This is a genomic window from Flavobacterium fructosi, from assembly GCF_042787335.1.
GTDB lineage: Bacteria > Bacteroidota > Bacteroidia > Flavobacteriales > Flavobacteriaceae > Flavobacterium > Flavobacterium fructosi.
On record NZ_JBHZQA010000008.1, the window covers coordinates 22478 to 35103 of the forward strand.

Below are 12626 nucleotides of genomic sequence, written 5' to 3' on the forward strand. Positions count from 1 at the left end.
TATCATGAACAAAATAAAATCACTATTAGTTATTATTCTGGCACTCTTTATATATAGCTGTGAAGATGTTATTCCAGTAAATTTAAATACAGCTACTCCAAAATTAGTCATAGAAGCATCAATAAACTGGAAAAAAGGAACATCAGGAAATCAACAAAAAATCACATTAACCACAACGACTGATTTTTACAGCAATCAAATTCCAAAGGTTTCCGGAGCTACTGTTTACATAAAAAATAGCTCTAACACTATTTTCGATTTTACTGAATCGGCAATAAAAGGAGATTATGTCTGCTATAATTTTGTTCCGGTATTAAATGAAGTTTATACGTTAACAATCATTAGTAATGGATCAACTTACAATGCCAAAGAATCTTTAAAATCAGTTGCCCCAATAACAGAAATCATTCAAAACAATAATGGTGGATTTACCGGAAACACAATAGAAATTAAGTCTTACTTTACTGATCCAGCTAGTGAACCTAATTATTATTTGTATAAATACATTTATTCCAATCAAATTAAATCAAATTTTTATGTAGATCAAGACGAGTTTTTTAACGGCAACAGATTCTTCAGTATTTCCCAAAATAATGATTTAAAAGTAGGAGACAAGATAGAAGTCATCCATTACGGCATTTCTAAAACCTATTATAATTACATGAGTGTTCTGGTCAGCATTGCCGGAAATAATGGCGGAGGTCCATTTCAGTCTCCTCCCGCAACAGTTCGAGGAAATATCATTAATACTACAAATGTAGCGGATTATCCTTTGGGTTATTTTTCCCTAAGCGAAGTTGACATTAAGAATTACAAGATTGAATAACTATATTTGTATTCATAATTTTTAATTTGTAATTTATAACTTATAATTAACCATGTCTTCACATCACATCGTTCGCGACGACCAAGAACCGGCTTTAATAATTGCTAATGGCGCCGCGTGCCATCCGGAATTATTAGGACAATTACTAGAATGGTCTCCCCTAGTAATTGTATTAGATTCTGCCATGGAAAGAGTCATGCAATTAGATATCAAAGTCGATGTGCTTTTAGGTGATTTCGATCGCGGATTTGATCCCGAACAATATAAAACTTCCCAATACCCTATAGAAATTATTCATACTCCGGACCAAGATAAAACGGATTTAGAAAAAGCATTTGATTATTTAATTCAAAGAAAAATCCCGGCGGTAAATGTAGTTTGGGCAACTGGTAGAAGAGCAGATCATACGATTACCAATCTGACAAATATTGTTCGATATAGGAATCTATTGAAAATTGTTATTCTGGACGACCATTCAAAAATTTTTTTGCTACCCAACAAATTCGAAAAATGGTACTCTGCAAATACACCCATTTCGTTAATTCCCATTGGCCACGTTAACGGAATTCATTCTGATAATTTATTTTATCCGTTAAAAGATGACAGTTTAACTATTGGGTATAGAACCGGAAGCAGCAATCACGTCACCAAAGATGGTATCGTTACAATAGAACACAATGAAGGCGATTTATTAATGATGGAATGCATAGATTGATCTTGAAAAACAATTTTATACTCAAGCATAATCTATTAAATGCTTCTTATATCTTGCCAAAAAGAGATTGACTATCTTTGCATCCGAATTATAGAAAATGAAAGCGAAAACAATTACCGAAAAAACTAATTTACATCCGAGAAATCTTGATAGATTTGGGTACGATTTTGAACAATTAATCAAAGACAATCCTGAATTAAAAAATTTTGTTGCTGTCAATGAGCACAATATCGAAACGATCGATTTTAGTAATCCAGATGCTGTCAAGGCATTAAACAAAGGTTTATTAATCAGTCATTACGACATACAAGATTGGGATATCCCTAAAAACTATCTTTGTCCTCCCATCCCGGGAAGAGCTGATTACATTCATTATTTAGCTGATTTATTAGCTTCAAGCAATAACGGAATCATTCCACAAGGAGAAACAGTACAAGGTTTAGATATCGGCATTGGTGCGAACTGTATTTACCCTATAATAGGAAACGCTTCTTATGGCTGGAGTTTTGTTGGTACAGATATTGACGAAAATGCGATTCAAAATTGTAAAAAAATTATTGAAGCAAATCCAAAGTTAATTGATCCAATTAGTTTGCAATTACAAACGGAATCCCGTTTTATTTTTAAAAACATAATCACTCCAGAAGATAAATTTACATTTACTATTTGCAATCCTCCTTTTCATGCTTCCCAAGATGAAGCCACTAAAAGCTCCGTGCGAAAAATAAACAATTTAGAATCCCGAAGCCTCGCGACAAAAACTACAAAACCCGTTTTGAATTTTGGTGGCCATAATGCCGAGTTATGGTGTGAAGGTGGCGAACTAGGTTTTGTTACCCAAATGATTTACGAAAGCGCAAAATATCCAATGCAATGTCTTTGGTTTACTACACTCATTTCCAAAAGAGATAATCTGTCCAGTATTTACAAAACGTTAAACAAGGTAAGTACAGCGGAGATAAAGACAATTGATATGGCTCAAGGCCAAAAAACAAGCCGAATTGTAGCATGGACTTTTTTGAGCGAAGCACAACAGAAAGCCTGGAAATTTTAAAAAATAACTTTTATTACTTCTTATTCTTATTAATTGTCAAAAATTGTCTACAATAATATAATTATTGTATTTTCAAAAAAAACAAATCCTTTTACTTTTTCTATAAAATAGTCCATAAATAATGATAATCCATTATTTATGGACTATTTCTGATTATTTTATAAAAATTAACGTTATTTTAGTAGTAATTTAGCCGTCACAATCTTAAAAACCCAAAAATGAAAAAATTATTTTTTATTCTGACCTTTCTTTTTTCGGCAGGCTTAACTGCTCAGGAAATTAAAGTTTCAGGAGTTGTAACTGACGACTCTAATGCTACTTTACCAGGTACAACCGTACTTGTCAAAGGAACTACCAAAGGTACAACTACAGATGCGGACGGTAAGTTTACAATTACTGCTAAAACAGGGAATGTTTTACAATTTTCATATGTGGGACTGGAAACTAAATCGGTAACTGTAACAGGTATTACATTAAACGTTACCTTGATGGGAAGCGGAGAAACACTACAGGATGTTGTTGTAATAGGTTCACGTAATCCTACCAGAACGGTCACAGAATCTGCTGTACCAATTGATGTAATCAGCATGAAAGAGATTGCTTCACAAGGTCCACAAGTTAACTTAAACCAAATCTTGAACATGGTTGCGCCATCGTTTACATCAAATACTACGACTGTAGCTGATGGAACGGATCACATTGACCCGGCTCAATTAAGAGGTTTAGGACCGGATCAAGTATTGGTATTGGTTAACGGAAAAAGAAGACATACTTCTTCTTTAGTAAATATTAATGGTTCACCGGGAAGAGGATCTGTAGGAACAGATTTAAATGCGATTCCTGCTTTTGCTATCGAAAAAATCGAAGTGTTGAGAGACGGAGCTTCCGCACAGTATGGATCTGACGCCATAGCTGGGGTTATCAATATTAATGTCAAGAAAAACACCAATAAATTAGATGTTGCCCTTTTTGGAGGAGGAAATCTTTCAAAAGGAGCTAATGACCATACTGGTGGTATTGATGGTGGCAATTACCAATTAGACTTAAACTACGGAACAGGTCTTGGTAAAGAGAAAAGCTTTATTAATGCAACTGCCAGTTTTCAACTTAGAGATGCGACTAGCCGAGCTAAAGATGTGACCGGTAATTTATTTAATGCCTACAATGCCGTTGAACAAAGAGCTGCTGAAGCTGGAACAAACATTAATGCCTTGTTTGGAAACATTACTAATACACCTAATACAACACAAATACTTACCACAATAAAACAGTTTGCTCCGCAAGTAGGTTATTTTACAGCGTCGCAACAAACTGCTATAACAGGTGCTCTAACTATTTCTCAAATGCAAACCGCATTAAACTTTGATGCTACAGCAGGAGAATTAGCGTACAGAAGTCTTGAAAGAAAAGATTTCAATATGAGAGTTGGACAATCTTCTTTGAGAAGCGCCCAATTCTTTTTGAACGCCGCTTATCCAATCAATGATAAATTAGAAGTGTATGCTTTTGGCGGAACTAGCTATAGAACCGGCGAAGCTGCAGGTTTTTACAGAAAACCAAATCAAGCCAGATCATATACCGGATTATATCCAAACGGCTTCTTACCAGAAATTCATTCTACAATTGGCGATGTATCTGTAGCCGCTGGTCTTAGAGGTCTTTTATTCGAAAACTGGAATTTTGATTTAAGTAATACTTTTGGAAAAAATACTTTTGATTATAACATCGAAAACACGGTTAATGCTTCCTTAAGAGAAAAATCTGCAACTCAGTTTAATGCTGGAGGTTTAGGTTTCTATCAAAATACAACCAATTTTGATATGAATAGAAAATTTGATGTTATGAAAGGACTGAACGTTGCGTTTGGTGCTGAATACAGACATGAAAACTTTAATATCAATGCTGGTGAACCAGATTCATATAACCTATATGACATCAATGGAACAGCAGTTACGGGGACAACCCCTGCTAATATTAAAGTTACTGATTTTTACGGTGCTAATAGACCAGGTGGAGCACAAGTATTCCCGGGTTTCAGACCTGCAAATGCCATTGACAAGGGACGTAATAGTGTAGCCGTTTATACTGATTTAGAATTAGATCTTACTGACAAATGGTTAGTTAATGGAGCTGTTCGTTTTGAGAATTATTCTGATTTTGGAAATACAACTAATTTCAAAGTGGCATCTCGTTACAAACTAACGGATAACATCAATTTGCGTGGTGCTGTTTCAACTGGATTTAGAGCCCCATCGCTACATCAAATCTATTTTAATTCAACAGCTACTCAATTCGTAGGCGGTGTTCCATTTGAAGTTGGAACTTTTAGCAATGACTCTCCAGTTGCAAAAGCTTTAGGAATTCCAACATTAAAACAAGAAGAATCTAAAAGTGCCAGTATTGGATTTACTGCAAAAATACCTGATGCTAATATCACTTTAACAGCTGATGCCTATGTTGTTAAAATAAATGACAGAGTCGTTCTTACAGATCAATTTACTTCGAATGCTGTTACTAAACAATACTTTGATGCCGCAGGAGCAACTGCAGCAACTTTCTTTGCAAATGCAATTGACACGGAGTCAAAAGGAATTGATGTTGTAATTAGCCATAAAACAAGTTTCGGTGAAGGGTTATCTTTAAAAACTGATTTATCTGGTACTATTTCTAATACAAGAAGAGTCGGTTCAATACACGCATCACCGATACTTGAAGCAGCAGGTCAGATAAACAGATACTATTCAGAATCCTCAAGAATTTATCTTCAAGAAGCAGTGCCAAGAGTTAAAGCTAATTTAACAAATTCACTTTCTTACAGAAAATTCGATTTCTTCTTGAGAAACGTTTATTTTGGTAAAGTAACAGATCCAAATACAGCAGACGTAAATGGAGATGGAAGAGTTGAAGGTATTGTAGTAAACGGTCAACCAGTAGAAATTGAGCACCCAATCTGGGGAGCAAAAATTATTACTGATTTGTCAGTTGGTTTCAAAATTACCAATGCTGCAAAAATTGTTATTGGAGCTAATAATATTTTTGATATTTATCCAGATATGAATCTTGGAACGCAAACTGCAATCAAACCTAGATTAGTGTCAGGAGCTATCGATTATACAGCTGCTCCATCGACAATCGATTTATCAAATGCAAATCAATTTGTATATTCAAGAAACACATCTCAATTTGGTCAAAACGGTCGTTTTGTTTTTGCCAGATTGAGCTTCAGTTTTTAGAAAAATATTTTTAGAATATGGAAAGCCATCAACAAAAAGTTGATGGTTTTTTTTTGGCTTAAACTTTGGTAAAAAAAGAATTCAAACTTTGTACCTTTGTTCCTCTTAACCTTTGTCCATTTTTTAAATGAATTTCCAAGTAGTATCTGATTACCAGCCTAAGGGCGACCAACCCCAGGCGATTGAAAAATTGACCCAAGGGATTATTGATGGTGAAAAATTCCAAACTTTATTGGGAGTTACGGGATCTGGAAAAACATTTACGGTAGCCAATGTGATTCAGGAAGTGCAAAGACCCACTTTGGTTTTGGCACATAATAAAACCTTAGCGGCACAATTGTACTCGGAATTCAAACAGTTTTTTCCAAATAATGCCGTGGAATATTTCGTTTCTTATTACGATTATTACCAGCCCGAAGCATTCATGCCTGTAACGGGTGTTTTCATTGAAAAAGATTTATCTATCAATGAAGAATTGGAAAAAATGCGAATGTCAACAACCGCTTCGTTGCTTTCTGGACGAAGAGATATTTTAGTAGTGGCATCGGTTTCGTGTTTGTATGGTATTGGAAATCCTATCGAATTTCAGAAAAACTTGATTCCAATTGAGAAAGGACAAATCATCTCCCGAACTAAATTATTGCATCAACTGGTACAAAGTTTATATTCCAGAACTGAAGCCGATTTTAATCCCGGAAGTTTTAGAATAAAAGGTGACACCGTAGATATTTATCCCAGTTATGCCGATGAAGCGTATCGAGTTCATTTTTTTGGAGAAGAAATCGAAGAAATCGAAAGTTTCGATACAAAGAATTCTCAAGTAATTGAAAAATTTGAAAAACTGACGATTTACCCCGCCAATATGTTTGTGACGTCTCCAGATGTTTTGCAAAATGCTATTTGGGAAATTCAACAAGATTTAGTAAAACAAGTCGATTATTTCAAAGAAATAGGAAAACATCTGGAAGCAAAACGATTGGAAGAACGTACCAATTTTGACTTAGAAATGATTCGAGAACTCGGCTACTGCTCCGGGATTGAAAATTATTCCCGTTACTTGGATGGACGTTTGCCAGGCACAAGACCTTTTTGTTTATTGGATTATTTCCCAAAAGATTATTTAATGGTAGTAGACGAAAGCCATGTGACACTATCTCAAGTTAGCGCTATGTATGGTGGAGACAGAAGCCGAAAAGAAAACTTAGTAGAATACGGTTTCCGTCTTCCTGCTGCTATGGACAATCGTCCATTAAAGTTTGATGAATTTGAAGCCATGCAGAACCAAGTGATTTATGTTTCTGCAACACCGGCAGACTATGAATTACAAAAAACGGAGGGTGTCGTTGTTGAGCAACTGATTCGTCCTACAGGACTATTGGATCCCATCATTGAAATCAGACCTAGTTTAAACCAAATTGATGATCTTATTGAAGAAATTCAGGTTCGGGCTGAAATTGACGAACGTGTTTTGGTCACCACTTTAACCAAGAGAATGGCAGAAGAGCTAGCCAAATATTTAACAAAAGTCAATATTCGTTGCCGTTATATTCACTCTGAAGTAGACACACTGGAACGTATAGAAATCATGCAAGATTTACGAAAAGGAATCTTTGATGTGTTGATTGGTGTAAATTTACTTCGTGAAGGTTTGGATTTACCCGAAGTTTCATTAGTGGCTATTCTCGATGCAGACAAAGAAGGTTTTTTACGAAGCCATCGTTCGCTTACACAAACAATTGGTCGCGCTGCGAGAAATTTGAATGGAAAAGCGATTATGTATGCCGATAAAATTACCAATAGTATGCAAAAAACCATTGATGAAACCAATTATCGCAGAACCAAACAAATGAATTACAATACTGCAAATAATTTGGTTCCTCAAGCTTTGAATAAAAAAATCGAGAGCGCCTTTACCAAAAATCCTTTAGCAGATTATGAATTAGGGTATACTCTTTCATCTGCAGCCGAACCTGTTACTGAATATTTATCAAAAGTTGAAATAGAAAAACGCATTCGTGAAAAACGAAAAAACATGGAAAAAGCGGCAAAGGAATTGGACTTTATGCAGGCCGCAAAATTACGTGATGAAATAAAAGCGCTGCAAGGACAATTAACTTAATTCTGTTCTTCCTGAAAAACAGTCAATAAAACTTCGGCATCAATAATTACATTTGGTGCTTCCTTCATTAACTGAAGAATACGTTTTGTAGCTTCTGGATTGAGTCCCATGTCTATGGCTATTTGTTGGATAGCGATAGTTTCTTTTTTATGTATAACTCCATCACTATGCATTAACAAAGCGAGTCTATAAAATTGTTGAATACGTTGAAAATTTGATTTAATTGGTAATTGGGGTAGTTCCTGATGAAACAAATCATTGAATCCTCCTTTTACTATGTTTAATTCATTGGCAACAATAAACAAAAAATCGTATTCTCTTTTATGCAATTTTCCGTCAACAGTAGAAAAAGCAATCATCTCTAAAAGTAAACTTCTTTTTTCCTCGTAAGTATCCATGAAATTATTATTTTTAGCTAAAATATTGTTTTTTTTAAATAAAACCACAAAATACCAGTAATGATTCAACAGCTCAAGTTAATTCTTATCATACTACTTTTTGCGACAGTAAAAAATTTCGCTCAACAAAGCACCGCATCAAAACAGGTTTCTACCTTTACTATAGAGGCGCCACAACTTAAAACTGCAAAGAAAATCTGGGTATATCTACCTAAAAATTACTTATCTTCAAAAAAGAAATACTCCGTGATCTACATGCACGATGCCCAAAATCTATTTGATGCTAAAACTTCCTATTCTGGTGAATGGAATGTTGATGAAAAATTGGATAGTCTCAATGCACAAGTCATTGTCATAGGAATCGAACATGGAAATGACAAACGTTTAGAGGAATTAACGCCTTATAAAAATGCAAAATATGGTGACGGAAAAGCAACTGATTATTTGGAATTCATCGTAAAAACGTTGAAGCCACAAATTGATAAAACTTACAGAACAAAATCTGAGAAAAAAAACACCACTATCATGGGAAGTTCTTTAGGTGGTTTGACTTCCTTTTACGCTACTTTAAAATATCCTGAAGTATTTGGTAAAGCAGGAATTTTTTCACCCGCTTTTTGGATTAACCGCAAGGAAATTTTCGAATTAGAAGAAAAAAATAAAAAGCAAAAAACGAAATATTATTTCCTTTGTGGAGATAAAGAAGGAGATGATGATTCTATGGTGAGCGACCTCAATAAAATGGAATATTTGATAAATACTAAAAGATGTAATTGCTTAAATTTGAATGAAAAGAAAATAGTAAAAGGAGGACAACACAATGAAAAGTTATGGCGCGATGGTTTTGTGAAAGCAGTTTTATGGCTTGGTTATTAATTCCTCTTCATGTAAAACATAAATACAAATAATTTTAAGTACTAAATCAGATTCAGATGGAACTAATCTTAAGAGAATACAACCTTAAATTAAAACACACCTTTACGATTTCAAGAGAATCGATTGACTTCCAACCTTCATTGATTGTAACATTAAAAAGTGACGGATGCTCCGGTTTTGGCGAAGCGACATCTAATCCATATTATAAGACAACCGTTTCAATGATGATGCAGGATTTAGAAAAAATTCGATCTGTAATTGAAATTATGACAAATGAAACACCCGAAGAATTTTGGACAAAAATTCATCCTTACTTAAAAGACAATATGTTTGCTTTGTGCGCTTTGGACATGGCGTATACTGATTTGTATGCTCGCAAAAAAGGAAAGAAATTGTACGAGTTATGGAATTATTCCATCGATAAAAATCCATTGACCGATTATACTATTGGGATAGCTTCCATAGAAAAAATGGTTTCTAAAATGAATGAATTGCCTTGGCCGATTTATAAAATTAAACTAGGCACCAAAGAAGATATTACCATTGTAAAAGAGTTACGAAAACACACTAATGCCATTTTTAGAATCGATGCCAATTGTGGTTGGGGAGTGGAAGAAACCATAAATAATGCAGTCGAGTTAAAAAAACTAGGCGTAGAATTTTTGGAACAACCCATGAAGGCTGACAATTGGGAAGGACACAAGGAAGTTTTTAAACATTCTGTTTTACCAATAATTGCTGACGAAAGTTGTATTACAGAAGAAGATGTGGCCAAATGTCACCATCATTTTCATGGCGTAAATGTCAAATTAGTAAAATGTGGCGGACTAACTCCCGGAAGACGAATGATTGACGAAGCCAAGAAATTAGGTTTAAAAACGATGGTGGGTTGCATGACCGAATCTACAGTAGGGATATCGGCAATTGCGCATTTATTGCCGCAATTGGATTATGTAGATATGGATGGCGCATTGCTTTTGGCAGAAGATATTGCAACTGGTGTAACCATAGATTTTGGAAAAATAATCTATTCAGACTTAAATGGTACGGGTGTAACTTTAATTTAATTCTAAATGAAAGTCAACCAATTTCCAGATCGAATAATAGAAATCGACAATACAGACTATTTATATTTTGGTGGAACGGCCTATTTGGGTTTACCAACACATCCTGAATTCCAAAAACTGCTCATTAAAAATATTTTACAATGGGGAACAGCTTATGGAAGTTCGAGAAGTGCCAATATTCAACTGACCGCCTACGAAAACGGCGAACGATTTTTAACCAGTTTCATCAAAGCGGATGCAGCTCTTACCCTTTCTTCTGGCATGTTAGCAGGAAAATTAGTTATTGAAGCAGTAACACCTGAAACGGATTTATTTTTTCATTTTCCTGATACACACATTGCCATCAAAGCGGTAAATAGTATTCCTTTTTTTATTGGAAATGAATTAAATCCTCGTTTGCTGGATAACGTAACTGAAAAAATTACGATTCTAACCGATGCTGTTCCTTCCTTTCATGTAAAACCAATCGATCTTTCAGTCCTAAATTTAATTCCTCCCAATAAAGAAATTACTTTGGTTGTAGACGAATCCCATTCGCTTGGAATTTTAGGGACGAATGGTTGTGGCATTTATTCAAATATTGATCTTCCCAATATTAAAAGAAAAATTATGGTATCCTCTTTAGGTAAAGCCTTTGGACTCACGGGAGGAATTATTGCAAGCGACTTTGAATTTATTAATCAGATGGCAACCCATGATACTTTTGTTTCCAGTGCCGGAATGAATGCGGCATTTGTACAAACCATGGCTGATGCGGCAGCGATTTATTTGCAACAACATCAAAAATTAAAAGACAATTTGAATTATGTAGAAGCTCATTTAATTAAAAATAAAGCAATTAATTTTGATCCAAATTACCCTTTAATTTATCCTGAAATTGAAGGAATAAATGAAATTTTCACTTCGAATAAAATTATTGTAACCAATTTTAAATACCCGACTGACACCACCGATTTAAATCGAATTGTAATTACTGCCAATCACAAAAAAGAAGATTTGGATAAAATAATTCACATTCTGAACCAAAACCAATTCTAAATCTAAAATTGTGGTGCAATTGCTTTTTAACCGTACCTTTGTAAAAAATTAGAATATGATGACAAACAACGATATCTTTAAAAAACTTCGCGTGGCTTTAATGTTACGTGACGATCAAATAGTTGAAATATTAGAATTAGTAGATTTTAGAATCACTAAATCAGAATTAGGTGCTTTTTTCCGTGATGAAAAACATGAAAATTATATGGAATGTGGCGACCAAGTGTTGCGTAATTTCCTAAACGCTTTAGTAATTCACTTGCGTGGAACGAAAGAAAATCCTAAAAACCCAAATGATGTTTTAGCTAAACACAAAGCTCAAATTCCTGCAAAAGAAGGAGCTAAAGACAGACCCGAGTTTAAGGCAAAACCAAGAGACGAAGAAAAATCAAGAGGCGACGAAGCACCTTCAAAATCAAGACCTGCTACAAAAAACACTTCTAAAAAACAATATCCAAAAGGAAATTCAAAAGTTCAAATAGTGGAGAAAGTGAAATTTAATTTTGGAAAGAATAAAAAATCATAACTGTGAAAACGGCATTGTTTATAGGCAGCTCCGGTTTAATAGGTTCACAACTATTGAATCTTCTTTTAGATCGCAGTGACTATCTAAAAGTAATCACTTTCGTAAAAAGAGATACCGGAATAGAGCATCCAAAAAATACGCGAAACATCATTGATTTTGACAAGCCGAAAACCTATAAAGATTTAGTTATTGACGATGATTTCTTTTGTACAACTGGTTTTTTATGTAAAATATATTAAATTTAATCCTTTAATTTATTTGCTATGAAAACACTCCGACAATTGAGTTTAAAACCCGTACTAATCATTATTAAAATTAATGCAACTTGGCGACCACGAGCAAATGATTTCAATACAGGTAATTACTTAAGGGGTATAACACCAATAGCTAACCAAAATAATCTTATTATCAGTGTTACTGCAGGAACTTTAAAATAGCTTTTTATTGGGACTTCAATCGTAATGAAACGATTAATTTCGATTTATTTTAATTTTAATTTTGAATCAAATAATGAATTAACATCCATTCAAGGAACAAATACATATGAATGAACCTGGTCAGTTACAGATACCTATATCGACTCTTTATCCAATTTTAAATTCGACATTACTTTTACCGCGCCAATTCATTTTGTGGGAATAGTAGATGATTGGGAAATTATTGATGAATCCGCCAGTTAAATCAAATTAAGAGACGTTATAGAACGCAACAATCAAAAGGACTTTTTAACATTTAGCAAAAATAACAAATTGTATTAAGCCCAAAAACAACCTG

Annotated in this window: 12 protein-coding genes; 11 read left to right on the forward strand and 1 reads right to left on the reverse strand. The window is 34.3% G+C overall.

The features are described from left to right. Positions 1 to 4 precede the first annotated feature (4 nt). The 5 genes from ACFX5D_RS12170 (at position 5) to uvrB (ending at position 7947) form a co-directional block, all read left to right on the forward strand. Positions 5 to 826, forward strand: coding sequence for a DUF4249 family protein (locus tag ACFX5D_RS12170; RefSeq protein WP_379858453.1), 822 nt, complete (start codon positions 5 to 7; stop codon positions 824 to 826). A gap of 52 nt (positions 827 to 878) precedes the next feature. Further along, complete coding sequence (locus ACFX5D_RS12175) at positions 879 to 1541, forward strand: thiamine diphosphokinase (protein WP_379858454.1); 663 nt, start codon at positions 879 to 881, stop codon at positions 1539 to 1541. A 97-nt stretch (positions 1542 to 1638) separates the two neighbouring features. Continuing rightward, positions 1639 to 2595 carry a 23S rRNA (adenine(1618)-N(6))-methyltransferase RlmF gene (gene rlmF / locus ACFX5D_RS12180; protein WP_379858455.1) on the forward strand — a complete coding sequence of 319 codons (957 nt, stop codon included), beginning with the start codon at positions 1639 to 1641 and terminating at the stop codon, positions 2593 to 2595. 218 nt (positions 2596 to 2813) lie between these two features. Continuing rightward, positions 2814 to 5828: a TonB-dependent receptor gene (locus ACFX5D_RS12185; RefSeq protein WP_379858456.1), complete on the forward strand. Its 3015-nt coding sequence runs from the start codon at positions 2814 to 2816 to the stop codon at positions 5826 to 5828. A gap of 127 nt (positions 5829 to 5955) precedes the next feature. Then, positions 5956 to 7947, forward strand: a complete 1992-nt coding sequence (gene uvrB, locus ACFX5D_RS12190; RefSeq protein WP_379858457.1) for an excinuclease ABC subunit UvrB — start codon at positions 5956 to 5958, stop codon at positions 7945 to 7947. Here uvrB and ACFX5D_RS12195 read toward each other — a convergent pair. After that, a complete protein-coding gene (locus ACFX5D_RS12195; protein ID WP_379858458.1) occupies positions 7944 to 8345 on the reverse strand; it encodes an excinuclease ABC subunit B in 402 nt (133 codons plus the stop codon). The two genes, uvrB and ACFX5D_RS12195, sit on opposite strands and share 4 nt — an antisense overlap. A 60-nt stretch (positions 8346 to 8405) precedes the next feature. Here ACFX5D_RS12195 and ACFX5D_RS12200 point away from each other — a divergent pair, with 60 nt between their 5' ends. From ACFX5D_RS12200 to ACFX5D_RS12225, 6 genes are read left to right on the forward strand one after another with little or no spacing between them, the layout of a single operon-like run. Then, positions 8406 to 9221: an alpha/beta hydrolase gene (locus tag ACFX5D_RS12200; protein ID WP_379858459.1), complete on the forward strand. Its 816-nt coding sequence runs from the start codon at positions 8406 to 8408 to the stop codon at positions 9219 to 9221. 56 nt (positions 9222 to 9277) lie between these two features. Beyond that, a complete protein-coding gene (locus ACFX5D_RS12205; protein WP_379858460.1) occupies positions 9278 to 10288 on the forward strand; it encodes a dipeptide epimerase in 1011 nt (336 codons plus the stop codon). Between the two features lie 6 nt (positions 10289 to 10294). Next, on the forward strand, positions 10295 to 11326 hold the full coding sequence (locus ACFX5D_RS12210; RefSeq protein WP_379858461.1) for an aminotransferase class I/II-fold pyridoxal phosphate-dependent enzyme: 1032 nt from the start codon (positions 10295 to 10297) through the stop codon (positions 11324 to 11326). Positions 11327 to 11384: 58 nt separating this feature from the next. Beyond that, positions 11385 to 11852 (forward strand): DUF1456 family protein, encoded by a 468-nt coding sequence (locus ACFX5D_RS12215; RefSeq protein WP_379858576.1) that lies wholly within the window; start codon positions 11385 to 11387, stop codon positions 11850 to 11852. A 2-nt stretch (positions 11853 to 11854) separates the two neighbouring features. After that, positions 11855 to 12091, forward strand: coding sequence for a Rossmann-fold NAD(P)-binding domain-containing protein (locus tag ACFX5D_RS12220; RefSeq protein WP_379858462.1), 237 nt, complete (start codon positions 11855 to 11857; stop codon positions 12089 to 12091). A gap of 24 nt (positions 12092 to 12115) precedes the next feature. Beyond that, the gene (locus ACFX5D_RS12225) at positions 12116 to 12289 is read left to right on the forward strand and encodes a hypothetical protein (RefSeq protein ID WP_379858463.1); all 174 of its coding nucleotides are present in this window, start codon (positions 12116 to 12118) and stop codon (positions 12287 to 12289) included. Positions 12290 to 12626 lie beyond the last annotated feature (337 nt).